General features: G+C 58.1%; 28 protein-coding genes. 26 read left to right on the top strand and 2 right to left on the bottom strand.

All coding sequences use genetic code 11. The features are described from left to right. Positions 1-1,353: a bifunctional UDP-N-acetylglucosamine diphosphorylase/glucosamine-1-phosphate N-acetyltransferase GlmU gene (gene glmU, locus ACR0I1_RS06170; protein ID WP_480570730.1), complete on the bottom strand. Its 1,353-nt coding sequence runs from the start codon at positions 1,351-1,353 to the stop codon at positions 1-3. Positions 1,354-1,487: 134 nt separating this feature from the next. On the opposite strand from glmU, the gene ACR0I1_RS06165 reads away from it, so the two are divergent. The 3 genes from ACR0I1_RS06165 to ACR0I1_RS06155 all read left to right on the top strand — a co-directional run bounded on the left by ACR0I1_RS06165 (position 1,488) and on the right by ACR0I1_RS06155 (position 4,716). Continuing rightward, positions 1,488-2,159, top strand: coding sequence for an HAD-IA family hydrolase (locus ACR0I1_RS06165; RefSeq protein ID WP_170424133.1), 672 nt, complete (start codon positions 1,488-1,490; stop codon positions 2,157-2,159). A 39-nt stretch (positions 2,160-2,198) separates the two neighbouring features. Next, on the top strand, positions 2,199-3,389 hold the full coding sequence (locus ACR0I1_RS06160; RefSeq protein ID WP_480705453.1) for a DegT/DnrJ/EryC1/StrS family aminotransferase: 1,191 nt from the start codon (positions 2,199-2,201) through the stop codon (positions 3,387-3,389). Positions 3,390-3,552: 163 nt separating this feature from the next. Beyond that, entirely contained in the window at positions 3,553-4,716 is a 1,164-nt protein-coding gene (locus ACR0I1_RS06155; protein WP_480705452.1) for an isovaleryl-CoA dehydrogenase, read from the top strand. 47 nt (positions 4,717-4,763) lie between these two features. On the opposite strand, the gene ACR0I1_RS06150 is transcribed toward ACR0I1_RS06155, so the two are convergent. Further along, positions 4,764-5,369, bottom strand: coding sequence for an OmpW family outer membrane protein (locus ACR0I1_RS06150; RefSeq protein ID WP_170597050.1), 606 nt, complete (start codon positions 5,367-5,369; stop codon positions 4,764-4,766). Positions 5,370-5,505: 136 nt separating this feature from the next. Here ACR0I1_RS06150 and ACR0I1_RS06145 point away from each other — a divergent pair, with 136 nt between their 5' ends. The 23 genes from ACR0I1_RS06145 to nuoH all read left to right on the top strand — a co-directional run bounded on the left by ACR0I1_RS06145 (position 5,506) and on the right by nuoH (position 24,178). Then, on the top strand, positions 5,506-7,032 hold the full coding sequence (locus ACR0I1_RS06145; RefSeq protein WP_480705450.1) for an AMP-binding protein: 1,527 nt from the start codon (positions 5,506-5,508) through the stop codon (positions 7,030-7,032). Further along, positions 7,029-7,493, top strand: coding sequence for a lysozyme inhibitor LprI family protein (locus ACR0I1_RS06140; RefSeq protein ID WP_480705448.1), 465 nt, complete (start codon positions 7,029-7,031; stop codon positions 7,491-7,493). Before ACR0I1_RS06145 ends, ACR0I1_RS06140 begins: the two co-directional genes overlap by 4 nt. Beyond that, entirely contained in the window at positions 7,490-9,097 is a 1,608-nt protein-coding gene (locus ACR0I1_RS06135; RefSeq protein WP_480705446.1) for a carboxyl transferase domain-containing protein, read from the top strand. Before ACR0I1_RS06140 ends, ACR0I1_RS06135 begins: the two co-directional genes overlap by 4 nt. Before the next feature lies 1 nt (position 9,098). Next, positions 9,099-9,524, top strand: coding sequence for an ASCH domain-containing protein (locus ACR0I1_RS06130; protein WP_170597054.1), 426 nt, complete (start codon positions 9,099-9,101; stop codon positions 9,522-9,524). A gap of 3 nt (positions 9,525-9,527) precedes the next feature. After that, positions 9,528-11,456, top strand: a complete 1,929-nt coding sequence (locus ACR0I1_RS06125; RefSeq protein WP_480705444.1) for an acetyl/propionyl/methylcrotonyl-CoA carboxylase subunit alpha — start codon at positions 9,528-9,530, stop codon at positions 11,454-11,456. A gap of 79 nt (positions 11,457-11,535) precedes the next feature. Further along, positions 11,536-12,390, top strand: a complete 855-nt coding sequence (locus tag ACR0I1_RS06120; RefSeq protein WP_170397063.1) for a hydroxymethylglutaryl-CoA lyase — start codon at positions 11,536-11,538, stop codon at positions 12,388-12,390. Between the two features lie 3 nt (positions 12,391-12,393). Further along, positions 12,394-13,176, top strand: a complete 783-nt coding sequence (locus ACR0I1_RS06115; RefSeq protein ID WP_480561217.1) for a crotonase/enoyl-CoA hydratase family protein — start codon at positions 12,394-12,396, stop codon at positions 13,174-13,176. Positions 13,177-13,358: 182 nt separating this feature from the next. Further along, entirely contained in the window at positions 13,359-13,724 is a 366-nt protein-coding gene (locus ACR0I1_RS06110; protein ID WP_010442778.1) for an NADH-quinone oxidoreductase subunit A, read from the top strand. After that, entirely contained in the window at positions 13,715-14,248 is a 534-nt protein-coding gene (locus ACR0I1_RS06105) for a NuoB/complex I 20 kDa subunit family protein (protein ID WP_010442777.1), read from the top strand. The genes ACR0I1_RS06110 and ACR0I1_RS06105 overlap by 10 nt, the downstream gene beginning before the upstream one ends. A 12-nt stretch (positions 14,249-14,260) precedes the next feature. Further along, entirely contained in the window at positions 14,261-14,863 is a 603-nt protein-coding gene (locus ACR0I1_RS06100) for an NADH-quinone oxidoreductase subunit C (protein WP_170424113.1), read from the top strand. A 3-nt stretch (positions 14,864-14,866) separates the two neighbouring features. Further along, entirely contained in the window at positions 14,867-15,040 is a 174-nt protein-coding gene (locus ACR0I1_RS06095) for a hypothetical protein (RefSeq protein WP_170397057.1), read from the top strand. Beyond that, positions 15,040-15,165, top strand: coding sequence for a hypothetical protein (locus tag ACR0I1_RS06090; RefSeq protein WP_010442774.1), 126 nt, complete (start codon positions 15,040-15,042; stop codon positions 15,163-15,165). Before ACR0I1_RS06095 ends, ACR0I1_RS06090 begins: the two co-directional genes overlap by 1 nt. Beyond that, entirely contained in the window at positions 15,165-16,388 is a 1,224-nt protein-coding gene (locus tag ACR0I1_RS06085; RefSeq protein ID WP_480705441.1) for an NADH-quinone oxidoreductase subunit D, read from the top strand. Before ACR0I1_RS06090 ends, ACR0I1_RS06085 begins: the two co-directional genes overlap by 1 nt. Further along, complete coding sequence (gene nuoE, locus ACR0I1_RS06080) at positions 16,388-17,488, top strand: NADH-quinone oxidoreductase subunit NuoE (protein WP_480705439.1); 1,101 nt, start codon at positions 16,388-16,390, stop codon at positions 17,486-17,488. Before ACR0I1_RS06085 ends, nuoE begins: the two co-directional genes overlap by 1 nt. 30 nt (positions 17,489-17,518) lie before the next feature. Then, positions 17,519-17,746 carry a DUF5337 domain-containing protein gene (locus tag ACR0I1_RS06075; RefSeq protein ID WP_170404000.1) on the top strand — a complete coding sequence of 76 codons (228 nt, stop codon included), beginning with the start codon at positions 17,519-17,521 and terminating at the stop codon, positions 17,744-17,746. Positions 17,747-17,752: 6 nt separating this feature from the next. Then, positions 17,753-19,051: an NADH-quinone oxidoreductase subunit NuoF gene (gene nuoF, locus ACR0I1_RS06070; RefSeq protein ID WP_170403997.1), complete on the top strand. Its 1,299-nt coding sequence runs from the start codon at positions 17,753-17,755 to the stop codon at positions 19,049-19,051. 5 nt (positions 19,052-19,056) lie between these two features. Next, positions 19,057-19,473 (top strand): MAPEG family protein, encoded by a 417-nt coding sequence (locus ACR0I1_RS06065; protein ID WP_170397051.1) that lies wholly within the window; start codon positions 19,057-19,059, stop codon positions 19,471-19,473. Then, positions 19,470-19,973 carry a DUF3291 domain-containing protein gene (locus ACR0I1_RS06060; RefSeq protein WP_170403991.1) on the top strand — a complete coding sequence of 168 codons (504 nt, stop codon included), beginning with the start codon at positions 19,470-19,472 and terminating at the stop codon, positions 19,971-19,973. Before ACR0I1_RS06065 ends, ACR0I1_RS06060 begins: the two co-directional genes overlap by 4 nt. A gap of 79 nt (positions 19,974-20,052) precedes the next feature. Then, positions 20,053-20,409: a hypothetical protein gene (locus tag ACR0I1_RS06055; RefSeq protein ID WP_255612030.1), complete on the top strand. Its 357-nt coding sequence runs from the start codon at positions 20,053-20,055 to the stop codon at positions 20,407-20,409. Positions 20,410-20,507: 98 nt separating this feature from the next. After that, on the top strand, positions 20,508-20,912 hold the full coding sequence (locus ACR0I1_RS06050) for a DUF5333 domain-containing protein (RefSeq protein ID WP_255612031.1): 405 nt from the start codon (positions 20,508-20,510) through the stop codon (positions 20,910-20,912). 2 nt (positions 20,913-20,914) lie between these two features. Beyond that, positions 20,915-22,936, top strand: coding sequence for an NADH-quinone oxidoreductase subunit NuoG (gene nuoG / locus ACR0I1_RS06045; RefSeq protein WP_480705437.1), 2,022 nt, complete (start codon positions 20,915-20,917; stop codon positions 22,934-22,936). Further along, entirely contained in the window at positions 22,933-23,148 is a 216-nt protein-coding gene (locus ACR0I1_RS06040; protein ID WP_480705435.1) for a hypothetical protein, read from the top strand. The genes nuoG and ACR0I1_RS06040 overlap by 4 nt, the downstream gene beginning before the upstream one ends. Then, positions 23,141-24,178 (top strand): NADH-quinone oxidoreductase subunit NuoH, encoded by a 1,038-nt coding sequence (gene nuoH / locus ACR0I1_RS06035; protein WP_039534288.1) that lies wholly within the window; start codon positions 23,141-23,143, stop codon positions 24,176-24,178. The genes ACR0I1_RS06040 and nuoH overlap by 8 nt, the downstream gene beginning before the upstream one ends.

Below are 24,178 nucleotides of genomic sequence, written 5' to 3'. Positions count from 1 at the left end.
TCAGGCTCCTTTGTCGCGGCGAGCCTTCTTCGCCTTCAACATTTCAAACAATTTACGCGCATAGCCGGGTTTGTTTTCCTGCTTGGAACGCGCTACGGCCAATGCGTCTGGCTCAATATCCTTGGTCACTACGGTCCCCGTGGCGGTCATTGCGCCATCACCCAGAGTGACCGGGGCCACCAGCATCGTGTTCGATCCGATGAACACGTTTTCCCCGATGGTCGTTTTATGCTTCATCACGCCGTCATAGTTGCAGGTGATGGTTCCCGCACCAATATTTGTCGCCGCCCCGACTGAGGCATCGCCAATATAGCTGAGGTGATTCACCTTAGCGCCTTCGGCGATTTCGGCGTTCTTGATCTCGACAAAGTTGCCAATTTTGGCGTTTTCAGCCAGCTCTGTTCCCGGACGCAGCCGGGCATAGGGTCCTACCACCGAACCTCGGCTGACATGGCAGCCTTCGAGATGTGAAAACGCCCGGATCGTTGCGCCGCTTTCCACGGTCACTCCGGGGCCGAAAACCACATTGGGTTCAATGACAGTGTCGCGGCCAATGACGGTATCTGCGGCCAGATACACGGTTTCAGGGGCCATCAGAGTGACCCCCAGATCCAGCAATGCAGACCGTGCTTGCACCTGAAACACCGCATCAGCCGCCGCCAGGTCAGTGCGCGAATTGATGCCCAGCGTCTGAGCTTCGTCGCAGGCAACCGCAGTTACGGACAGCCCTTGGCTGCGGGCGATCTCGACTACGTCGGTCAGGTAGTATTCACCTGAGGCATTGTCATTTCCAACGGCATCGATCAGCGAGAACAAAGTCTCAGCATCACATGCCAAAAGACCAGAGTTACAGAAGGTTATAGTGCGCTCTTCATCTGTGGCATCCTTGAACTCGACGATCCGCTCTAGGGCGTCTCCGTTCATCACAAGGCGGCCATAACGGGCGGGGTCTGCAGCTTCGAATCCAAGAATGACCAGATCGTTTTTTGCGCGCGCTTCGATCATCCGCTGCAGGGTGTCGGGCTGTAGAAACGGGGTATCACCATAGAGGACGACCACATCCCCCTGAAAGCCCTCCAGCGCTGCACGCGCCTGCGCAACAGCGTGGGCGGTGCCAAGTTGTTCTTCCTGCACCGCAATGCTGGCGTTTTCATCTTCGGCTTCAGCCACACGCGCGACTGCTTCCGCACCGTGGCCGGTAACAATCACCGTGCGCTTGGGCGACAGGACAGCACCGGCGCGCATGGCGTGAACCAGCATTGGGGCCTGAGCGATCGGATGCAGGACTTTGGGAATATCAGAGTTCATCCTTGTGCCTTTTCCGGCGGCAAGAATGACAAGGGCAGTGCTCATGAAATCGTTTTCTCTTTTGTTTTGTCGCCGCCCGTTTTATCCGCTGTGGGCAAAGGCGCAAGCGGTTCAGCCATCAAAGAAGATTGCCGTTTGCAACACGACATGGCGGAATCCCGCCGGTTCAGGAGGTGAGCATGCGAACGGTAATCTTTGATCTGGATGGAACTTTGGCGGATACATCTGGTGATTTGCTGGCCGCTGCAAACCATTGTTTTCGCGAGATGGGTCATGGGGATGTTCTGTCGCCCGAGCTTGATGCGGCGGTATCGGTACGCGGTGCACGCTTGATGTTGTCCCATGGATTGAAGCGGGTCGGCGCCTATGACGCGGACGTCGTTGAAGCCTATTATCCGGTCTTTCTGGACGTCTATGGGCAAGCGATCGATACGCATACCTATTTCTATCCCGGTGCGCTTGAAGCCGTCGAAGCACTGAAAGATGCAGGTTATGGCGTGGGGATTTGCACCAACAAGCCCGAAGGCCTGGCTGATCTGCTGCTGACCCGGATGGGTGTCCGTGATCACTTTGCTTCACTGATCGGTGCAGACACATTGCCGGTGCGGAAACCCGACCCTGAACCGTTACGCGAAGCAGCGCGCCGCGCCGGAGGGCACCCTGACCACTGCGTATTGATCGGCGACTCAGATACCGACCGAAATACGGCGCGGGCTGCGGGAGTGCCGTCGGTACTGGTGACATTCGGCCCGTCGGGCGATGAGATGGCTGCGCTGGAGCCCGAGGCGTTGTTGCATCATTTTGATGATTTACCGAAACTGGTCTCCGATTTGATCGGAGCGGCGGCCTGATCCCTTGACCCGCTTAACACTCAGCATAAAAACGGATTCATGACTGAGACATTCACAGGTAATTTCACCCAGCAAGAACCCATTCCCGAAGAGGCGATCGAGGCCGCCATGGCCGTTTTGCGCCATGGTCGTTTGCACCGCTACAATGTTGCCCCTGGCGAATTGAGCGAGACGGCTTTGTTGGAGCAGGAATTCGCCGCCCAAATGGGTGCGAAATACTGTCTGGCAGTCTCATCTGGGGGGTATGCTTTGGCCACAGCTCTGCGGGCGGTGGGGGTTAAGCCGGGCGATCCGGTTTTGACCAACGCGTTCACTCTGGCCCCGGTGCCCGGGGCGATCGCGTCGGTTGGGGCAAAGCCGGTCTTTGTTGGTGTGACCGAAGCCCTGACCATCGATCTGGATGATCTTGAGGCCAAGCTGGATCAGGCGAAAGTACTAATGCTTAGCCACATGCGAGGGCATCTGTGCGATATGGATCGGCTGATGCAGATGTGCGACGCCGCCGGCGTGATCGTGATCGAGGATTGCGCGCATACCATGGGTGCGGCGTGGCGCGGACAACTGTCTGGGCGGCAGGGGGCCATTGGATGTTACTCGTGCCAGACCTATAAACATGTCAATTCGGGCGAGGGCGGGTTGCTGATCACGGATGATCCGGAACTGGCCGCCAAGGCTACGATGTTGTCCGGGTCTTATATGCTTTATGAACGCCATCTGGCCGCGCCTGGGCCGGAGGTGTTCGAGCAGATCAAATACACCACCCCCAATGTCTCGGGCCGGATGGATAATCTGCGTGCGGCGATCCTGCGCCCGCAGTTGCGCGATCTGGACCGGCAGGTGCAGCGCTGGAACGAACGCTATGTTGAGATTGAGCGTGGCCTGCGTGAAACGCCGGGTTTGACGATGGTGGAGCGGCCTGATGCTGAGACCTATGTCGGTTCATCGATACAATTCCTGTTGCTGGACTGGACACCCGAGCGCATTGCCGAGGTAATCCAGCGTTGCGCCGCGCGCGGGGTCGAACTGAAGTGGTTCGGGGGGGCTGAACCGTCGGGCTTTACCTCACGCTATGACAGTTGGCGTTATGCCGACAGCGCCCCGATGCCGGTCAGTGATCGGATATTGGCAGGGATCATGGATATGCGCGTTCCACTGACTTTTTCGCTGGAAGATTGTGCCCAAATTGCACGCATTATCCGGGCTGAAGTCAGCGCTGTCTATCAGTCATAGTCCAGCGGAGCGCGCTTTCAGCGCACGCTCGATTTATCTGAAAACGCCGCCCCTTGCCGGGCGGCGTTTTGCGTTGGCCTGCGTGTCGTCATTGACCAGAGGAGGAAACGCTGCTATCTGATTATTGAACGTTTGTTCATTAATGCAATCGGAGGAGCCCTGCATGTTTATGGCCACAATGCAATTCGATCTGGGCGAGGACGTGAACGCCCTGCGTGAGATGGTGCACCGCTGGGCTCAGGAACGGGTCAAGCCGATGGCGGCCGAGATCGACGCGTCCAATGCCTTTCCGAATGAGCTGTGGAAAGAGATGGGTGAGCTTGGTTTGTTGGGCGTCACAGTCCCTGAAGAATATGGCGGGGCCGGTATGTCCTATCTGGCGCATACGGTGGCAGTTGAGGAAGTGGCGCGCGCCTCGGCCTCGGTATCTTTGTCATATGGGGCGCATTCGAACTTGTGCGTGAACCAGATCAAGCTGAACGGAACGGATGAGCAGAAGAAAAAATATCTGCCCCGTCTGATTTCGGGTGAGCATGTCGGGGCGTTGGCTATGTCCGAGCCCTCGGCTGGGTCGGATGTGGTTTCCATGAAGCTACGTGCAGAAAAGCGAAACGATCACTATCGGCTGAATGGCAACAAATACTGGATCACTAACGGGCCGGATGCAGACACTCTGGTCGTCTATGCCAAGACCGATCCGGACGCCGGGTCAAAGGGGATCACGGCTTTTCTGATCGAGAAAGAGATGACCGGGTTTTCGACTTCGCCTCATTTCGACAAGCTTGGCATGCGCGGCTCGAACACCGCTGAGTTGATCTTTGAAGATGTTAAAGTGCCGTTCGAGAATGTTCTGGGCGAAGAAGGGCGGGGTGTAGCCGTTCTGATGTCCGGTCTGGACTATGAGCGTGTGGTTCTTGCGGGAATTGGAACCGGGATCATGGCCGCCTGCTTGGATGAAGTGATGCCCTATCTGGCCGAGCGTAAGCAGTTCGGAAAACCGATCGGGAGCTTCCAGCTCATGCAAGGCAAGATCGCGGATATGTACACAGCCATGAATTCGGCGCGGGCCTATGTCTACGAAGTTGCCAAGGCATGCGACCGCGGGGATGTAACCCGTCAGGATGCTGCAGCGTGCTGCCTATATGCCTCGGAACAGGCGATGGTGCAGGCGCATCAAGCCGTTCAGGCGTTGGGTGGTGCCGGATTCCTGTCGGATTCGCCGGTCAGCCGGATTTTCCGAGATGCAAAGCTGATGGAGATCGGCGCGGGCACCAGCGAAATCCGCCGCATGCTGATTGGGCGCGAAATGATGAACGAGATGTTGTGACGGAAAACCCCGCAGTTCATTGAACCACGGGGCTTTTTGCGATTGGATCAGAAACGATGAACGTAGGACAGGCCAATCAGGAACGGGTCGATTTCGGCGGTGCCGATGTTGTTGCCGTCAAGTTTGACGTCCGAGTCGATGTCGAACCAGCGCACGTTCAGACGCACCGCGCCTTTTTCCGTGACCATGTAATCCAGACCGGCCTGCAGAGAAACGCCGAAGGAGTTGTCCAGATCGAGATCGCCCAAAGGCGAGTCTTCCTCGAAGAAGATGGTGTAGTTCAGACCGGCGCCGACATAGGGCTTCCACGCGCTATTGGTCGGGAAGTGATAGTTCAGCGACAGAGTAGGCGGAAGATGCTTGACGCTGCCCGCGTCAACGCTGCCACCGAGAGTGACGTCATGCTTGTAGGGGGTCGAGGCCAAGAGCTCGATCCCGAGATTGTCCTGAACGAAGTATTCGACGGTGAAAATCGGACGGGTGTCCGAGTCGATTTCGGCGTCGAACCCGGCCAGAGTTCCATTGTCGGATTTGGGGTCCAGATAGCCGACACCAACACCGACAGTCCAATCGCCCTGGGATTGGGCGAAGGCTGGGGCAGCCAGAGCGACAAGTGCGGTAGAAAGGGTCAAAGCGGCGAGTTTCTTTGTCATATTCGTGCCTTTGCTTGCGTTGATGCCGATGTTTTGGATGCCGCGGCGCAGAAACGCTCTGATCTGCATCAAACTCCGGAAATTGCTGAAGCGGGGAGGCTAGCTGCAACCGCTAATGAAATAAGGGAAAATCAGCATGCATCCCGCTGAGCGCATACCGGGTTTGCGCGGCGACCAAAGCTGGGCGATCCCTGATCGGCTGAACATGGCGCAGCAATGCCTGTCGCAACAATCCGATCGGGTTGCTTTGCTGGATCTGACCCGGGGCGATCCGAGCGTGGTAACATTTGGCGAACTGGAGCTTATGGTTGACGGCATCGCTCGCGCGTTGATAGCTCGGGTCCAGCCAGGGGACCGGGTTGGCGTCTTGCTCAGCCAGTCGCCGTGGTGTGCCGCCGCGCATCTGGCGATCTGGAAGATCGGCGCGATTTCGGTGCCGCTGTTCAAGCTGTTCAAACACGATGCGCTGGCATCGCGCGTCAGAGATGCAGGTGCGCGGATCGTTTTGACGGATGCAGAAGGGGCCGCGTTGCTGGGGGATCTGGCCCAGCCACTTTTGGTTGACGAGATCAGGCAGGAGGGGGAACCGGTGCCCTTTGCCGATACCGGCCCCGAAGATCCGGCGGTTCTGATCTACACGTCCGGCACCACTGGCAGTCCCAAGGGTGCGCTGCATGGCCATCGTGTGCTGATGGGCCACCTGCCGGGCGTCTCGATCAGCCACAACCACCTGCGTGATGGGGATTGTCTGTGGACTCCTGCAGACTGGGCGTGGATCGGCGGTTTGTTCGACGTTCTGATGCCCGGGCTTGCGCTGGGTGTTCCGGTGGTTGGCACGCGTTTGGACAAATTCACCCCAAAGGCCTGCGCCGATGTGATCGCGCGGGCGGGGGTGCGGAACGTCTTCTTTCCGCCGACGGCTTTACGGATGCTCAAAGCTGCGGATCAGTCGATACCGGGATTGCGGTCAGTGGCGTCCGGGGGCGAGCCTTTGGGGGCTGAGATGTTGGCTTGGGGCCAGCAGGCGTTTGGTCTGACGATCAACGAGTTTTATGGCCAGACCGAGTGTAACATGGTCGTATCCTCCTGCGCCGAGGACTTCCCCGTTCGCCCCGGCTGTATCGGTAAACCGGTGCCGGGTCATGAGGTGGCGGTAATTGACGATCATGGCCAACCGACGACGGAGGAAGGCGACGTCGCCATCCGGCGAGGGTCGGCCTCAATGCTGCTGGAATACTGGAATAATCCGCAAGCAACGGCTGAGAAATTCCGAGGTGATTGGCTGATCACCGGTGACCGTGGCGTGTGGGAGGGCGATTATCTGCGCTTTGTCGGTCGTGATGATGACGTGATTACCTCGGCAGGATACCGGATTGGCCCGGCTGAGATCGAGGATTGCCTGCTGACCCATCCGTCAGTGGCAACTGTGGGCGTGGTCGGCAAGCCCGATGAGCTGCGGACCGAGATCGTGAAGGCCTATGTGGTATTGAAGCCGGGGGCTGAGGCGTCGGGCGCTGAGTTGCAGAATTGGGTTAAGGACCGTTTGGCGCAGTATTCCTATCCGCGTGAGGTGTCGTTTCTTGAAGAGTTGCCGATGACGGTGACGGGAAAGGTGATCCGGAAGGAATTGAAGGCGCGGGCTGTAGGGGAGGCAATTACATGATGCGAATTGCACTTGCTACGATGCTAGTACCATCGCTTGTTTCCGCTCAGAGCGCTTGGGTAGACCAGTCGTATATTCAACAATGTTTTTCTCAGACGCAGCATGGCGATAGCTTGTCATCATGTCTCGGTACAGCTGCCAATGCCTGCCAAACTCTACCGGGAAATGAAACAACCCTTGGCATCACCGAGTGTATTCAAGCCGAAACCCAAATTTGGGATTCATTTCTAAACGAACAGTATAAACTGCGTCGAGCAGAACTGGCTGAACAAAGTCCCGAACTTTCGGACCAGTTGCGAGATGCTCAACGCGCATGGATCGGATTTCGGGATGCTGAATGTGCTCTGGCCTACGGCATATGGTCTGATGGAACGATACGCTCGATTGTTGCCGCAAATTGCCTGCTGACCGAAACCGCTGAACGCGCTGTGGAATTGCGCGACTTGGGGAAGATGGAATGAAACTAAAATCCAAAGCCATACCAACCTCTGAGGGGTTTAAGGCGAACCGAGCCGCACATCTGGATGCGCTGGCACATATTGCGGATGCCGCCGAAGCGGCCCGCATGGGTGGCGGTGAAAAATCGCGGGCGCGGCATGAATCGCGGGGCAAGATGCTGCCGCGTCGTCGGGTGGCGAACCTGCTCGATCCGGGTTCTCCGTTCTTGGAAATCGGCGCGACGGCGGCACATGGGATGTATGGAGATGCCGCGCCCTGTGCCGGGGTGATCGCGGGGATTGGCCGGGTGCAGGGGCGCGAGGTCATGGTGGTGTGCAACGACGCCACTGTGAAAGGCGGCACATATTATCCGCTGACGGTCAAGAAACACCTCCGCGCGCAGGAGATTGCCGAGGAAAACCATCTGCCCTGCATCTATTTGGTCGATAGCGGCGGTGCGAACCTGCCCAATCAGGATGAGGTTTTCCCCGACCGCGATCACTTTGGCCGCATCTTCTATAATCAGGCGCGGATGAGCGCGAAGGGGATTGCTCAGATCGCCGTTGTAATGGGGTCGTGTACGGCGGGCGGGGCTTACGTTCCGGCGATGTCCGACGTGACGATCATCGTGAAAGAGCAGGGGACGATCTTTTTGGCCGGACCGCCTTTGGTCAAGGCCGCGACGGGGGAGGTTGTGACAGCCGAAGATCTGGGTGGCGGCGATGTGCATACGCGCCTGTCCGGCGTGGCGGATTATCTGGCCGAGGACGATGCGCATGCGTTGGCCTTGGCTCGGCGGGCCGTCGGGTCGTTGGGGGGTGCAGGGCTGAAGCCTGGCCTACAGTTCGAAACACGGGAAGAGCCTGCCTATGATCCCGAGGAAATTTTGGGCGTAGTTCCGGCCGATCTGCGGACGCCCTATGACATCCGCGAGGTGATTGCGCGGCTGGTCGATGGCTCTCGGTTCGACGAGTTCAAACCGCGATTTGGTGAGACGCTGGTGACCGGATTCGCCCATGTCAAAGGTTGCCCGGTTGGGATCATTGCCAACAATGGCGTGCTGTTTTCTGAGGCCGCGCAGAAGGGTGCGCATTTTGTCGAACTGTGCTCGCAGCGCAAAACCCCGCTGGTCTTCCTGCAGAACATCACCGGCTTCATGGTCGGCCGCAAATACGAAAACGAAGGCATCGCGCGGCACGGGGCCAAGATGGTGACGGCGGTGGCGACGACGAGCGTTCCAAAGATCACAATGCTTGTCGGAGGGTCCTTCGGAGCTGGAAACTACGGCATGGCAGGACGCGCCTATCAGCCTCGGTTCCTGTGGACTTGGCCGAATTCGCGTATCTCAGTGATGGGGGGCGAGCAAGCTGCAGGTGTCCTAGCGACTGTCAAACGCGACGGGATTGAACGGCAGGGCGGTACGTGGTCCGCCGATGAAGAGGCTGAATTCAAACGCCCGACGCTGGACATGTTCGAGGAGCAATCTCACCCGCTTTATGCCTCGGCCCGGCTCTGGGATGACGGCATCATCGACCCGCGCAAAAGCCGCGACGTGCTGGCCTTGTCGCTGAGCGCCGCACTAAACGCCCCGATCGAGGAGACACGTTTCGGCGTGTTCAGGATGTAAGATGAGCGTTTCATTGAATGAAGTAATGGCCCGCTACCCGGGCGCGCAGACCTTCAAGTTTGGAGACAGCGCATCGCTAAGCGCCGAGCTGCTGGCGTTGGTAAGATCAGGCCGAAAAACGGCGACATGTGGTGCTTTGCGAGACTACCCAGAAGGCAGTGCTGATACCCCGGTCGTTGGGCGGCAGGATATTGCACTGGAATGGGATGATCGCCCGGCTTTGGTGATCGAAACTATCGAGGTCTCGACCTGCCGATATTGCGATGTGACCGAAGACTTTGCGTTGGCCGAGGGTGAGAATGAAACGCTTGAGGGATGGCGCGAGGATCATCGCCGGTATTTCGAACGCAATGGCGGGTTCGATCCCAAGATGGAATTGCTGTGCGAACGCTTCCGCCTTGTCGAAGATCTGGCGGTTAAGGGGTAAGCTATGTTTAACAAAATCCTGATTGCCAACCGCGGCGAGATCGCCTGCCGGGTCATGGAAACTGCTCAGAAGATGGGCGTATCTTGTGTGGCTGTGTATTCGCATGCTGATGCATCGGCCAAGCATGCGCAAATGGCGGATGAAGCGGTGCATATTGGTGGCGCGGCCCCAGCCGAAAGCTATCTGAAGGGTGATGTGATCATTCAGGCGGCGCTGGATACAGGAGCGCAGGCGATCCATCCTGGTTATGGGTTCTTGTCCGAAAACCCGGATTTTGTGGATGCAGTCGAGGCTGCAGGTCTGACCTTCATCGGGCCATCGGCGGACGCGATCCGCAAGATGGGCCTTAAGGATGCAGCCAAGGTATTGATGGAGGACGCAGGAGTTCCCGTCGTCCCCGGCTATCATGGCGAAAATCAGGACCCTGAACATCTGGCTGGCGCGGCAGACACAATCGGTTATCCCGTTTTGATCAAGGCCGTTGCGGGTGGTGGCGGCAAGGGGATGCGGCTGGTCGAGGCGCCCGAGGAGTTCTCGGCTGCATTGGACAGCGCGCGCGGTGAGGCAAAGACGGCGTTCGGTAACGATGCTGTACTTGTCGAGAAATTCGTCGCCAAGCCCCGCCATATCGAGGTGCAGGTGTTCGGCGATGGCACCCATGCGGTGCATCTGTTTGAACGCGACTGCTCGTTGCAGCGGCGACATCAGAAAGTGATCGAAGAGGCCCCAGCCCCTGGAATGACAGCCGAGATGCGTGAGGCGATGGGGCAGGCGGGCGTGCGTGCGGCTGAGGCGATTGGCTACAAGGGCGCAGGGACGGTTGAGTTCATCGTCGATGCCTCGGACGGGCTGCGCCCGGATCGGTTCTGGTTCATGGAGATGAACACGCGCCTGCAAGTCGAGCACCCGGTGACCGAGGCCATTACCGGCGTTGATCTGGTCGAATGGCAGTTGCGCGTAGCAGCGGGTGAAAGCCTGCCGAAGCGGCAGGGCGATTTGTCGATCCGCGGGCATTCCTTTGAGGCGAGACTTTATGCCGAAGATGTGCCCAAAGGCTTTCTGCCTGCGACGGGTACGCTGACTCATCTACAGTTCCCGGAAGGCTGCCGTGCCGACAGTGGCGTGCGCGCCGGGGATACGATCAGCCCATGGTACGACCCTATGATCGCCAAGGTCGTGGTGCATGGCCCGACACGCGCGGTCGCTTTGGAAAATCTCCACCGGACCTTGCGCCAGACCGAGGTCGCCGGGACTGTCACAAATCTCGCCTTCCTTGGTGCTCTGACGCGGCACAGCGGGTTTGCGTCGGGCGACGTGGATACCGGGCTGATCGGGCGCGATCTTGAGGCTCTGGTAGAGGTCGCTGATTCAGGTCATGCGTCAACGGTGGCTGCGGCGATGACGGCGCTGGGCCTGATAGAGACTGCCTCTGAGACAGGCTTCACCCTTTGGGGGGCATTGCACCGGGCTGTGCAGCTAATGCGCGACGGAGAGGTCATTGATTTGGACGTGCAGGTTGAAAACCCGCATCGGCAGGTTTGGACTGTTAACGGCGCGCAGGTGATTGCGCAGCGAAATGGCGGTTGGATTATTGACGGAAAGCCAATGCCCAACGTCGCCATCGCAGGATCTCAGGTCACCGTGTTCGACGACTACGGGCAGGTGTTTGACGTTATCGATCCTCTGGATCGCGATGCAAGTGCGGCGGGCGACACCAACGTGATCGAGGCGCCGATGCCCGGTTTGGTCAAGGCCGTCTTTGCCGCAGCAGGGCAAGCGGTGAAAGAGGGCGACCGGCTGGCCATTCTGGAAGCCATGAAGATGGAGCATTCTTTGTTGGCCGCCCGAGATGGGGTGGTCGCGGAAGTGCTGGCCGAGGCGGGGGCACAGGTCGAGGCCGGTGCAGCGTTGGTTCGGTTGGCCGAGGATTGATCTGTTCGGCCCGCGGATTGCGTGGCAAAGTCGGGCCATCCGCAATTGAAACGATAAGAAACCGGGAAGGGATGCGCTGATGAAAGAACGGGTCGAAATATTCGAGGTCGGGCCACGCGACGGCCTGCAGAACGAACAGCGCGAGATCCCGGTGGCCGAGAAGGTCGCCTTGGTCGATTGCCTCAGCCGGGCCGGTTTCAACCGGATCGAAGTTGCCAGTTTTGTCTCACCGAAATGGGTCCCGCAAATGGCGGGCAGCGGTGAAGTTATGGCTGGAATCACACGGACCGAAGGCGTGCGGTACGCTGCGCTGACGCCGAATATGCGCGGGTATGAGGACGCGTTGGCAGCCAAGGCAGATGAGATCGCGGTGTTTGCTTCGGCGTCCGAGGGATTCTCGAAAGCGAACATAAACGCGACGATTGCCGAATCCATCGAACGGTTTGTGCCCATTCTTGAAGCGGCACGACATATTGATCTGCCCGTCCGGGGCTATGTCTCGTGCGTGACCGACTGTCCCTATGACGGCCCGACCCCACCCGAGAAGGTGGCCGAGGTGGCGGACGCGCTGTTTGCCCATGGCTGCTATGAGATTTCGCTGGGGGACACAATTGGGCAGGGAACGCCGGACAAGATTGCTCATATGCTGCTGGCCGTGCGCGAACGAGTGCCGGTTACCCGGCTTGCAGGACATTTTCATGATACCAACGGGCGGGCAATCGACAACATAGACGCTTCGCTTGCCTTGGGTGTGCGGGTATTTGATACCGCCGTGGGCGGGCTGGGTGGTTGCCCTTATGCGCCGGGTGCGGCCGGTAATGTCGCAACCGAAGCCGTGACCGCACATCTGGAACGGTTGGGATATGAGACCGGTCTGGATGTGCCGGTTCTGGAACAGGCGGCGCGCATGGCGCGGGCAATGCGGGCGGAATAAGATATGTTCGAGACCATTACGCTGAACACAGACGCGCGTGGCGTGGCTACTCTGACGCTGGATCGACCCGAGAAGCACAACGCACTGTCGGCGCAGATGATTGCAGAGCTAACCCAGGCCGCTGGGCAATTGGCAAATGATGATGCGGTGCGGGTGGTGGTTCTGGCCGCCGCGGGCAAGAGCTTTTGCGCCGGGGGAGATCTGGGTTGGATGCAGGCGCAGATGGCTGCAGATCCCGAGACGCGTTTTGCCGAAGCGCGCAAGCTGGCTGAGATGCTGAATGCCTTAAATACGCTGCCCAAACCCTTGATCGGCGCGTTGCAGGGAAACGCGTTTGGTGGAGGTGTCGGGATGGCCTCGGTCTGCGATGTGGCGATCGGTGTGGAAAGCCTGAAGATGGGTCTGACCGAGACGCGGCTTGGCCTGATCCCGGCGACGATTGGACCCTATGTCATTGCCCGAATGGGCGAAGCACGGTCGCGGCGCGTCTTTATGTCTGCCCGCCTGTTCGAAGCGGCGGAAGCGGTCGAACTGGGCCTGCTGGCCCGCGCAGTGCCCGCTGAAACGTTGGCCGAGGCGGTTGAAGCCGAGGTGCTTCCCTATCTGTCCTGTGCACCCGGTGCAGTGTCTTCGGCCAAGCAGCTGATCCAGTCACTTGGGCCGCGAATTGATGACGCGGTGATTGACCACACCATTCGACAGCTTGTCGCGCGTTGGGAAACTGATGAGGCGCAAGAGGGAATCGGCGCCTTTTTCGACAAACGAAAACCTGCATGGATTAGTTAGGTTTAGCCGATCACTTTGTTCCAGAAGTATTCTCCGCAATAGCCCGCTGGATGATTGTAACAATGCCGACCTGCGCGTTTCTGTTCGGTTGACCCTCTGACCCCACAGGGATAGAGAATGTCCAGTCAAATCGCCAATTGACGGCGCACCCTTTCGGGACTTGCGCAGGAAAGGAGCTATACGTGGAAGACCTGCTGCGGGAGTACCTCCCGATTCTGGTGTTTCTGGCCGTTGCCGTGGGCCTTGGAATCGTACTGATTCTGGCTGCTGTGGTCCTGGCTGTCCGCAATCCCGACCCCGAAAAGGTCAGCGCCTATGAATGTGGCTTCAACGCATTCGACGATGCGCGGATGAAGTTTGATGTCCGATTCTATCTGGTCGCGATTCTCTTCATCATCTTTGATCTGGAAATCGCCTTCCTGTTCCCCTGGGCCGTTGGCTTCAAAGACATCAGCGATGTTGGGTTCTGGTCGATGATGGTGTTCCTGGCGGTGCTGACCATCGGCTTTGCCTATGAATGGAAGAAAGGGGCCCTGGAATGGGAGTGATGACGGGCGCAAACACCGCCGGCGTCGACAAGGAAGTCGCCACCCAGGCCCTGAACGCAGAACTGCAGGACAAGGGATTTCTGCTGACCTCGACCGAGGACATCATCAACTGGGCGCGGACCGGATCCTTGCACTGGATGACCTTTGGTCTGGCCTGCTGCGCGGTAGAGATGATGCACACGTCGATGCCACGGTATGACGCGGAACGGTTCGGCATCGCGCCTCGTGCGTCTCCGCGCCAGTCTGATGTGATGATCGTCGCTGGAACGCTGACCAACAAGATGGCCCCGGCGCTGCGCAAGGTTTATGACCAGATGCCCGAGCCGCGCTATGTGATCTCGATGGGGTCCTGCGCGAATGGCGGTGGGTATTACCACTATTCCTATTCCGTTGTGCGTGGCTGTGACCGGGTTGTTCCGGTGGATATCTACGTGCCCGGCTGCCCTCCAACCGCTGAGGCGTTGTTGTATGGACTGATGCAGCTGCAACGCAAAATCCGCCGAACCGGCACCATCGTACGCTGAGGGAGAGGATAGATGAGCGAAGCACTCAAAGAACTCGGCACTCAGTTGGAGCTGAAACGTGCAGATTGCGTTCTGGCCTGGGATGTGACCCATGGCGAGCTGAACGTCGATGTGGCTCCTTCGAATCTGGTGGAATTCATTGAGTTTCTCAAAAGTGAGCGGACCTGCCAGTTCTCGACCCTGGTTGACATCACCGGCGTCGACTACCCCGAACGGGCCAAGCGGTTCGATGTGGTCTACCACTTCCTGTCAATGTATCAGAACCAGCGCATTCGCTTGCGAGTCTCGATCCGAGAAGATGACATGGTGCCTTCAATCGTGGACGTGCACCCCTCTGCCAATTGGTTCGAGCGCGAGGTGTTCGACATGTTCGGCATCCTGTTCTCGGGTCATCCAGACTTGCGACGCATCCTTACGGATTATGGTTTCCGCGGCTATCCACTGCGCAAGGATTTCCCGACCACTGGCTATACTGAAGTCCGCTATGACGAAGCGCAAAAGCGCGTGGTCTACGAACCGGTCTCATTGGTTCAGGAATACCGTCAATTTGATTTCATGTCCCCGTGGGAAGGTGCGAACTACATTCTTCCGGGGGATGAAAAACAGGAGTCGTAAGTCATGGAGTTCCTGATCTGGATTGCCGTCACGGTTGCCACGATTATCCCGATGCTGAAGCTGCTACCGCATTTCGGGATCGAGAAATACTGGGTCGTAGCCTGCGTCATCCCGATTGGAACGCTGATCCTGATTTGGATCATGGCCATGAAACTGCAAGAGATGGAGCGCCGCTGATGGGTCTGGGGGAACTGATTGCGTTGGGGGCGCTTGGGGTTCTGCTGGCTGGGGCCGCTGCCAAGGCAGCTGAGGCGGAAAAGGTCCGGGTACGGGCCGAAGCGAAGAAGAAACGAGGGCGTTGATGGACGGCTCAAGATACGATGACGGCAGCACGGACGCGCTGAGCGGAGAACAGAAGATCCGCAACTTCAACATTAACTTCGGCCCGCAACACCCTGCGGCGCATGGAGTTCTGCGACTTGTGCTTGAGCTGGACGGCGAGATCGTCGAACGTTGCGACCCGCATATCGGCCTATTGCACCGTGGTACCGAAAAGCTGATGGAAAGCCGGACGTATCTGCAGAATCTGCCGTATTTCGACCGTCTTGATTACGTGGCACCGATGAACCAGGAACATGCCTGGTGTCTGGCCATCGAAAAACTGACCGGTGTTGAAGTGCCGCGTCGCGGCTCGCTAATCCGCGTTTTGTATTCCGAGATCGGGCGTATTCTTAACCACCTGCTGAACGTGACTACTCAGGCCATGGACGTTGGCGCGCTGACCCCGCCTCTGTGGGGTTTTGAAGAGCGTGAAAAGCTGATGGTGTTCTACGAGCGTGCCTGTGGTGCCCGCCTGCACGCCGCCTATTTCCGCCCCGGTGGCGTTCATCAGGACCTGCCGCCGGAATTGCTGGATGATATCGAGGCTTGGAGCCACGAGTTTCCCGCCGTTCTCGATGACATTGACGGCCTGTTGACCGAAAACCGCATATTCAAACAGCGCAACGCTGATATCGGCGTCGTGACCGAGGATGACATTCAAAAATACGGCTTCTCGGGCGTGATGGTCCGTGGCTCGGGGCTGGCATGGGACCTGCGTCGCGCGCAACCCTATGAATGCTATGACGAGTTCGAGTTTCAGATCCCCGTCGGCAAGAACGGCGACTGCTATGACCGATATCTTGTCCGCATGGAAGAAATGCGCCAGTCACTGCTGATCATCCGTCAGGCCATCACCAAAATCCGCGACTGTCCCGGAGATGTTCTGGCGCGCGGCAAGATCACCCCGCCGAAACGGTCGGACATGAAGACTTCGATGGAAAGCCTGATCCATCACTTCAAGCTGTATACCGAAGGCTTCCACGTCCCCGCGGGCGAAGTCTATGCCGCCGTTGAGGCTCCTAAGGGCGAGTTCGGCGTCTATCTGGTCGCCGACGGCACCAATAAGCCCTACCGCGCCAAACTCCGCGCGCCGGGGTTCCTGCACTTGCAAGCCATGGACCACGTTGCCGGAGGGCACCAACTGGCCGACGTCGCCGCGATTATCGGCACCATGGACGTCGTATTTGGAGAGATTGACCGCTAATGCTCCGCCGTCTTCACGCCGAACAACCCGAAAGCTTCGCCTTCACCGCTGCTAACCAGCAATGGGCCGAAGCGCAAATAACCAAATATCCCGAGGGGCGTCAGGCCAGTGCGGTCATCCCGCTGCTGTGGCGCGCGCAGGAGCAGGAGGGATGGCTGAGCCGTCCGGCGATCGAATCCGTCGCCGACATGCTTGGTATGGCCTATATCCGCGTTCTTGAGGTTGCCTCGTTCTACTTCATGTTCCAACTGCAGCCGGTTGGTTCGGTTGCGCATATTCAGGTCTGTGGCACTACGTCCTGCATGATTTGCGGGGCCGAGGACCTGATTGCGGTTTGCAAGGAAAAGATCGCTGCAAAGCCGCATGAACTGTCTGCTGATGGCAAGCTGAGCTGGGAAGAGGTGGAATGCCTCGGATCTTGCACCAATGCCCCGATGGCGCAGATCGGTAAGGATTACTACGAAGATCTGACGACCGAGAGCTTTGGCAAGATTCTCGATGATCTGGTGGCGGGCAAAGTGCCGACTCCGGGTCCTCAGAACGGGCGCTATGCGGCGGAACCTCTGAAGGGGCTGACCAGCCTGACGGAGTATGAAAGCGGCAGAACGCAGTATAACGCAAGTGTTCAGCTTGCGAGCGATCTGGGTGATACCGTCAAGCGCATCGACGGGACCGAGGTTCCGATCCTGACCCCGTGGCTGGGCAAGGATGGCAAAGCAGCAGCGACCAAAGCCGCGCCGAAGCCACCCAAAGCGCCGACCCCCGCGAAACCTGCTGTGAAACAGGCCGCAGAAGCGAAAGCAGCGAAAGAGGATCAGCCGGAAACGCTGAAAGAAGCGCGGGGTGGCAAGCCGGATGATCTCAAGATGCTCAAGGGCGTTGGTCCGAAGCTGGAAGAAACCCTGAACGGGCTGGGCTTTTATCATTATGACCAGATCGCTGCATGGACGCCTGAGCAGGTGGCCTGGGTCGATGCACGGCTGAAATTCAAAGGCCGGATCGAGCGGGACGGGTGGATCGAACAAGCCGCGAAACTGGCTGCAGGTGAAGAAACCGAGTTTGCCAAACGTGCCAAAGAAGACGGCACTTACGAAGATTAAACGAGTGCCCGCCTAGGGCATCAGGACAAGATGGATACGGACAAGGAACTGGCCATAGCCCGCAAGGGCCGACATATCGGCATCGTCATTGCGGTGACGATGGTGATTTGGCTTGGAATGACCTTGTTCATTGGCCCTGCAATCGGATTGCCGGGGCGTTATGCGCTGCTGTTTGATTTTGCCGCTTTGGCAGGATTCATCTATGCGGGCGTCAACATATTTCAACTCTGGCGCATGCGTCAGGACAGCCAAAGGTAACACGCGATGCTGAAGGATCAGGACAGGATCTTTACCAACATCTACGGGATGCATGAGCGCACGTTGAAAGGCGCGCAGGCCCGCGGGCATTGGGACGGCACCGCTGGCCTGATCGAGAAAGGCCGCGACTGGATCATCCAGACAATGAAAGACTCAGGTCTGCGCGGCCGTGGTGGTGCGGGTTTCCCGACCGGTCTGAAATGGTCTTTCATGCCCAAGGAAAGCGATGGTCGCCCGGCTTATCTGGTGGTGAACGCGGATGAATCCGAACCCGGGACGTGCAAAGACCGCGAGATTATGCGTCATGATCCGCACACGCTGATCGAGGGGTGCCTGATCGCGTCTTTCGCAATGAACGCGCATACTTGCTACATCTACCTGCGCGGCGAATACATCCGCGAGCGTGAGGCTCTGCAGGCCGCGATTGACGAAGCCTATGACGCGGGTCTGCTCGGGAAGAATGCTGCTGGTTCCGGCTGGGATTTCGACCTGTTCCTGCATCACGGCGCTGGGGCTTATATCTGCGGCGAGGAAACTGCTCTGATCGAAAGCCTTGAGGGCAAGAAGGGTATGCCGCGCATGAAGCCTCCGTTTCCGGCGGGAGCGGGTCTTTATGGCTGCCCGACCACGGTGAACAATGTGGAATCGATTGCCGTTGTGCCCACGATTCTGCGGCGTGGTGCCGACTGGTTCGCAGGCTTTGGCCGTCAGAACAACGCGGGCACCAAGCTGTTTGCGATCTCGGGCCATGTGAACAACCCCTGTGTCGTCGAAGAGGCGATGTCGATCTCCTTCGAAGAGCTGATTGAAACCCATTGCGGCGGCATTCGTGGCGGCTGGGACAATCTGCTGGCGGTAATACCCGGCGGGTCTTCGGTGCCATGCGTGCGCGGTGAGAACATGCGCGACGCGATCATGGATTTTGACTATCTGCGCGGAGAACTGGGTTCGGGTCTGGGCACGGCAGCGGTCATCGTGATGGACAGGTCCACCGACATCATCAAGGCAATCTGGCGGTTGTCGAAGTTCTACAAGCACGAAAGTTGCGGCCAGTGTACGCCATGTCGTGAAGGCACTGGTTGGATGATGCGCGTGATGGACCGTCTTGTACGCGGTGAAGCCGAACTGGAAGAGATCGACATGCTGTTTGACGTCACCAAACAGGTTGAAGGCCACACAATCTGCGCCCTTGGCGATGCCGCCGCTTGGCCGATCCAAGGTCTGATCCGCAATTTCCGAGAAGAAATAGAGGACCGCATCAAGGCCCAGAAATCGGGCCGCATGGGTGCGATGGCAGCGGAGTAAAATCGATGGAAGTCTATGCCGAATATTCCCACGCGATCGCCGCTTTGGTGATCTTTACCCTGATCGTTCTGTTCATGTCGCCGTTCTCGGCGCTTGCAAAAGCGGGCAAGGGGCTGGCACCGGGGGCCACTCCGGATCAGGATTATTCGGACAGGGCCTATCGTTTGAACCGCGCTTATCTGAACGGCACTGAAACTCTGCCTGCCTTTTTGACTGTTACAGTCGCGGCGATCCTGTTGGGGGCCAGCCCGTTCTGGGTGAACCTGCTGGCCTCAATAGCGCTGCTGGCGCGGGTTGTTATGTTGGTGATTCACCTGCGCGGGATCGGCAAGCCGCATAGCGGGGTCCGGTCTGTTGCTTATGTGGTTGGATGGGCCTGCATGTTCATTCTTGGCCTTATTGCGTTGGTGGCCGCGTTTTGATCCAGCCCGAAGGATATCATCTGGCCGAGTTGAATGTCGGCCGTTTGTTGGCGCCAACAGACGATCCGCGCGTGGCTGAATTCATGGCCAACCTGGATCGCGTCAACGGGCTTGGCAAGCGGATGTCCGGCTTTGTCTGGATGATGGAAGGGTCCGGAGAACCGGGAACAGGCAACACCGAAAACAGCATCGGGGATGATCCGCAATTCGTCGCGAACCTGACGGTTTGGGAAGACGTCGCCAGCCTTGAGAAATTTGTTTGGGGGACTATCCACAAACAGTTCTACGAGCGTCGGCAAGAGTGGTTCGAAATCCTTGGCGAACAACATTTTGTCATGTGGTGGGTGCGGGAAGGGCATTGCCCCAGTTTGGCCGAAGCGCTGGATCGTCTGGAAAAGCTGCGCTCGGAAGGACCCAGCGAGCATGCCTTTGGGTGGGCAGAATTGAAACAGGCCAGCAAGTGGCGCGACAATCGTTGCGTACAGGTCGCGGCGGAGTGAACGGGATGTTGATTCATACGCTTTCTCCTGCGCATCAGCGGATGCCACAAGCGCCAGCCACGAAACAGGAGTGGTCATGATGGCGAAACGCGTATTCGTAATGACAATGGTATTGGTGGGAAGCTTACTTGTATCTGCCTGCGGTACAGCGAAATCGAGGGCGACCCGCGTGGCGTTTGACGGCATTTTCTTCAACGCCAACGCTAAACACGTGGATAAGAAGACGACACCTACCGATTTCACTGTGACTGTGAATGGCGTTTCGCAGTCATTGGAAGGCGCACGCGAAGCAGGCCGTTATGAGGGCACAAAATTCTGCATTCAGAATTTTGGATCGTCCAGAATTGTATGGAAGGTTGGGCCGGAGACCGAGCCGCAAAATCTACGGATCGAAAACGATAAGCTCACATATGCCGGAAGCTGTCAGCGACCATGAGCCACCGTATCGCATATCACGGCAAAACCCATGGGCTGTTATTGCATAGCAGCCCGGCTGACCGCCGTCTTGGGAATCCCAAGACGAAAGGAAATGTCATGACCGTTGTACGACTTCTGGCCGCGATTTGCGCGATTTCGATGCCTGTAATGGCCGAAGCCAAACCACCCTTGAGGGATGTCAAAGAGATCGACAACGAACTCTACTACATCGCGATCGCAAATGAGATTTCGGAGTACTGTCCGTCGATCAGCGGGCGTCGACTTAAGGCGATTGGGGTGATGTGGGATCTGCGGTCCAAGGCGAACAAATTGGGATATTCGGACAAGGAAATCCGCGCCTATGTGGACTCGGATGCCGAAAAAGACAGGATGCGCGCCAAGGGTGAGGCGTATCTGATCCAAAACGGCGTGTCTTATGAAAATCCCAATTCTTTCTGCACGTTAGGGCGGAAAGAGATTGAAAGAAACAGCGCCATAGGCGTGTATTTGAGGGCGAACTAGCGATGTCTGACCTCCGCAAAGTCAATATCGACGGGCAGGAAATCGAAGTCGATGGCGCGATGACACTGATCCAGGCCTGCGAGCAGGCCGGGGTCGAGGTGCCGCGCTTTTGCTATCACGAGCGTCTGTCGATTGCCGGGAACTGCCGGATGTGTCTGGTCGAGGTCGTGGGCGGCCCGCCGAAACCGGCGGCCTCCTGCGCGATGCAGGTGCGCGATCTGCGTCCGGGTCCGGAAGGGCAGGCACCGGTGGTCAAGACGAACTCGCCCATGGTCAAGAAGGCCCGCGAAGGGGTGATGGAGTTTCTGCTGATCAACCACCCGCTGGATTGCCCGATCTGCGATCAGGGCGGTGAGTGTGACCTGCAGGATCAGGCCATGGCCTATGGTCTGTCAGGGACGCGCTTCAAAGAAGCCAAGCGTGCCGTGGATGATCTGGACCTTGGTCCGCTGGTTGGCACCGCGATGACTCGCTGCATCAGTTGTACTCGTTGCGTGCGCTTCACCACAGAGGTCGCCGGGATCACCCAGATGGGTCAGACCGGACGCGGCGAAGATGCCGAGATCACCTCGTACCTGAACCAGACGCTGGATTCGAACCTGCAGGGCAACATCATCGATCTGTGCCCGGTAGGGGCGTTGACCTCGAAGCCATATGCCTTCACCGCTCGCCCTTGGGAACTGACCAAAACCGAGAGTATCGACGTGATGGACGCTTTGGGCTCAAGCATCCGTGTAGATACCAAAGGGCGTGAAGTGATGCGCTTTCTGCCGCGCAACCATGACGGTGTGAACGAGGAATGGATCAGCGACAAGACCCGCTTTGTCTGGGACGGCTTACGGCGTCAGCGACTGGACAGGCCTTATGTGCGCGAAAACGGCAAGCTGCGTCCTGCCACATGGCCAGAAGCACTGAACAAAGCTGCTGAGGTTCTTAAGGGGGCCGAGAAACTGGCTGGGATCGTAGGTGATCTGGCTCCGGTAGAGGCCATCTATGCGCTGAAACAGATGATCGAAGGGCAAGGCGGTATCGTTGAGTGCCGCACCGACGGCGCCAAACTGCCTGCGGGTAACCGAGCAGCCTATGCCGGGACCGCGGCAATCGAAGATATTGATGCGGCTGAACGTATCCTGTTGATTGGGACCAACCCGCGTGACGAGGCTCCGGTTTTGAATGCTCGTATCCGCAAGGCCTGGGCACACGGCGCCGAGGTGACCCTGGTCGGGCCTGCCGTCGATCTGACCTATGAGTATCACCATGTAGGCAGCGACCGTGCCGCGCTGCAGACCATCGTTGATATGGGTGGTGATGATGAGATCAAGGGCAAGCGCTCTCTTGTCATCGTCGGGCAGGGCGCGCTGCAGGAGGCCGATGGCTCTGCCATTCTGGCCGCCGCGCAAGCCATTGCAAGCAATACCGAAAGTGGGCTGATCGTTCTGCACACCGCGGCATCGCGCGTAGGTGCGATGGATGTGGATGCGACCAACGAAGGTGGCATGGAGGCGGTCAACGCGGCCGATGTGATCTATAACCTCGGTGCTGACGAAGTTGAGATCGGCGAGGGTGCCTTTGTGATCTATCAGGGCAGTCACGGCGATCGTGGCGCGCACCGCGCAGATGTGATCCTGCCGGGGGCGGCTTACACAGAAGAAAACGGTCTGTTCGTGAACACCGAAGGGCGTCCTCAACTCGCCATGCGCGCAGGCTTTGCACCGGGAGAGGCCAAGGAAAACTGGGCAATCCTAAGGGCGTTGTCTGCCGAGCTGGGGGCTACGCTGCCCTACGATACATTGGCTCAATTGCGAACCTCCTTGCTCGAATCTGTTCCGCATCTGGCGCGCATTGATGAGGTGATTGAGAATGAAGCAGCGGCGCTACAAGCCGGAAAATTGGGTGAAGCCAGCTTCCGCAATGCAATCAAGGATTTCTACCTGACCAACCCGATTGCCCGCGCCTCGCAATTGATGGCCGAACTATCGGCACAGGCGCAGACCCGCAAGACTGAGAAGATTGCGGCTGAATGAACCAGAAACGTTTCATATTGCAGACGTACGCGGTGCCCGGGTGGCAGATAGCCGCGCCGGATTTGCGTGTGAAATTGAAGATTAAGGGTGGCGTACAGACGGCAGATGCTGTTTACACCAACGCGCCGACCCAGCCGCAGATTGCGCAGGCATCTGGCCTTTGCATCGCACGCGGAAACCAAAATACCCACGGTGTGAGGACCAATGGCTGACTTCTTTAACACCCCAGGCGGAATAGCCATCATCATTCTGGCGCAAGTGCTTGCTGTTGTTGCGTTCGTGATGATCTCGCTGTTGTTCCTCGTTTACGGCGACCGCAAGATCTGGGCCGCCGTCCAGATGCGTCGCGGCCCCAACGTTGTCGGCGTATACGGCCTGCTGCAATCGGTGGCGGACGCACTGAAATATGTGGTGAAAGAGGTCGTCATTCCCGCCGGTGCCGACCGTACAGTGTTTATCCTCGCACCATTGACCAGTTTTGTCCTCGCGATGATCGCCTGGGCGGTGATCCCGTTCAACGATGGCTGGGTCCTGTCGGACATCAACGTCGCCATCCTCTATGTCTTCGCAGTCTCATCCCTTGAGGTTTATGGCGTGATTATGGGTGGTTGGGCGTCGAACTCAAAGTATCCATTCCTTGGGTCGCTGCGCTCTGCCGCGCAGATGATTTCATACGAGGTATCCATCGGTCTGATCATCATCGGCATCATCATCTCGACCGGTTCGATGAACTTTGGTGATATCGTCCGCGCACAGGATGGCTCGTTCGGGTTCTTCAGCTGGTACTGGCTGCCGCATTTCCCGATGGTGTTCCTGTTTTTCATCTCGGCATTGGCTGAAACCAACCGTCCACCCTTCGATCTGCCCGAGGCGGAATCGGAACTGGTTGCAGGCTATCAGGTCGAATACTCGGCCACGCCTTTCCTGCTTTTCATGGCTGGTGAATACATCGCCATCTTCCTGATGTGTGCTCTGACCACACTGCTGTTCTTTGGCGGCTGGCTGTCCCCGATCCCAGGCCTGCCTGACGGCGTATTGTGGATGGTTGCCAAGATGGCGTTCTTCTTCTTCATCTTCGCGATGGTCAAGGCGATCACACCCCGCTACCGCTATGACCAGTTGATGCGCCTGGGTTGGAAAGTGTTCTTGCCGTTCAGCCTCGTCTGGGTCGTTTTCGTGGCCTTCGCGGCGAAATTCGACTGGTTCTGGGGCGCGTTTGCCCGTTGGAGCGTAGGAGGCTGA

Source organism: Ruegeria sp. B11, from assembly GCF_056539785.1.
Note: the sequence above shows the minus strand (reverse complement) of the source record. Positions and strands in the feature narration are given on the sequence as shown.

Excerpts from the sequence above, each read along its gene's own strand:
- glmU (WP_480570730.1), bottom strand. The coding sequence starts at position 1,353 with ATGAGCACTGCCCTTGTCATTCTTGCCGCCGGAAAAGGCACAAGGATG.
- ACR0I1_RS06165 (WP_170424133.1), top strand. The coding sequence starts at position 1,488 with ATGCGAACGGTAATCTTTGATCTGGATGGAACTTTGGCGGATACATCT.
- ACR0I1_RS06160 (WP_480705453.1), top strand. The coding sequence starts at position 2,199 with ATGACTGAGACATTCACAGGTAATTTCACCCAGCAAGAACCCATTCCC.
- ACR0I1_RS06155 (WP_480705452.1), top strand. The coding sequence starts at position 3,553 with ATGTTTATGGCCACAATGCAATTCGATCTGGGCGAGGACGTGAACGCC.
- ACR0I1_RS06150 (WP_170597050.1), bottom strand. The coding sequence starts at position 5,369 with ATGACAAAGAAACTCGCCGCTTTGACCCTTTCTACCGCACTTGTCGCT.
- ACR0I1_RS06145 (WP_480705450.1), top strand. The coding sequence starts at position 5,506 with ATGCATCCCGCTGAGCGCATACCGGGTTTGCGCGGCGACCAAAGCTGG.
- ACR0I1_RS06140 (WP_480705448.1), top strand. The coding sequence starts at position 7,029 with ATGATGCGAATTGCACTTGCTACGATGCTAGTACCATCGCTTGTTTCC.
- ACR0I1_RS06135 (WP_480705446.1), top strand. The coding sequence starts at position 7,490 with ATGAAACTAAAATCCAAAGCCATACCAACCTCTGAGGGGTTTAAGGCG.
- ACR0I1_RS06130 (WP_170597054.1), top strand. The coding sequence starts at position 9,099 with ATGAGCGTTTCATTGAATGAAGTAATGGCCCGCTACCCGGGCGCGCAG.
- ACR0I1_RS06125 (WP_480705444.1), top strand. The coding sequence starts at position 9,528 with ATGTTTAACAAAATCCTGATTGCCAACCGCGGCGAGATCGCCTGCCGG.
- ACR0I1_RS06120 (WP_170397063.1), top strand. The coding sequence starts at position 11,536 with ATGAAAGAACGGGTCGAAATATTCGAGGTCGGGCCACGCGACGGCCTG.
- ACR0I1_RS06115 (WP_480561217.1), top strand. The coding sequence starts at position 12,394 with ATGTTCGAGACCATTACGCTGAACACAGACGCGCGTGGCGTGGCTACT.
- ACR0I1_RS06105 (WP_010442777.1), top strand. The coding sequence starts at position 13,715 with ATGGGAGTGATGACGGGCGCAAACACCGCCGGCGTCGACAAGGAAGTC.
- ACR0I1_RS06100 (WP_170424113.1), top strand. The coding sequence starts at position 14,261 with ATGAGCGAAGCACTCAAAGAACTCGGCACTCAGTTGGAGCTGAAACGT.
- ACR0I1_RS06095 (WP_170397057.1), top strand. The coding sequence starts at position 14,867 with ATGGAGTTCCTGATCTGGATTGCCGTCACGGTTGCCACGATTATCCCG.
- ACR0I1_RS06090 (WP_010442774.1), top strand. The coding sequence starts at position 15,040 with ATGGGTCTGGGGGAACTGATTGCGTTGGGGGCGCTTGGGGTTCTGCTG.
- ACR0I1_RS06085 (WP_480705441.1), top strand. The coding sequence starts at position 15,165 with ATGGACGGCTCAAGATACGATGACGGCAGCACGGACGCGCTGAGCGGA.
- nuoE (WP_480705439.1), top strand. The coding sequence starts at position 16,388 with ATGCTCCGCCGTCTTCACGCCGAACAACCCGAAAGCTTCGCCTTCACC.
- ACR0I1_RS06075 (WP_170404000.1), top strand. The coding sequence starts at position 17,519 with ATGGATACGGACAAGGAACTGGCCATAGCCCGCAAGGGCCGACATATC.
- nuoF (WP_170403997.1), top strand. The coding sequence starts at position 17,753 with ATGCTGAAGGATCAGGACAGGATCTTTACCAACATCTACGGGATGCAT.
- ACR0I1_RS06065 (WP_170397051.1), top strand. The coding sequence starts at position 19,057 with ATGGAAGTCTATGCCGAATATTCCCACGCGATCGCCGCTTTGGTGATC.
- ACR0I1_RS06055 (WP_255612030.1), top strand. The coding sequence starts at position 20,053 with ATGGCGAAACGCGTATTCGTAATGACAATGGTATTGGTGGGAAGCTTA.
- ACR0I1_RS06050 (WP_255612031.1), top strand. The coding sequence starts at position 20,508 with ATGACCGTTGTACGACTTCTGGCCGCGATTTGCGCGATTTCGATGCCT.
- nuoG (WP_480705437.1), top strand. The coding sequence starts at position 20,915 with ATGTCTGACCTCCGCAAAGTCAATATCGACGGGCAGGAAATCGAAGTC.
- ACR0I1_RS06040 (WP_480705435.1), top strand. The coding sequence starts at position 22,933 with ATGAACCAGAAACGTTTCATATTGCAGACGTACGCGGTGCCCGGGTGG.
- nuoH (WP_039534288.1), top strand. The coding sequence starts at position 23,141 with ATGGCTGACTTCTTTAACACCCCAGGCGGAATAGCCATCATCATTCTG.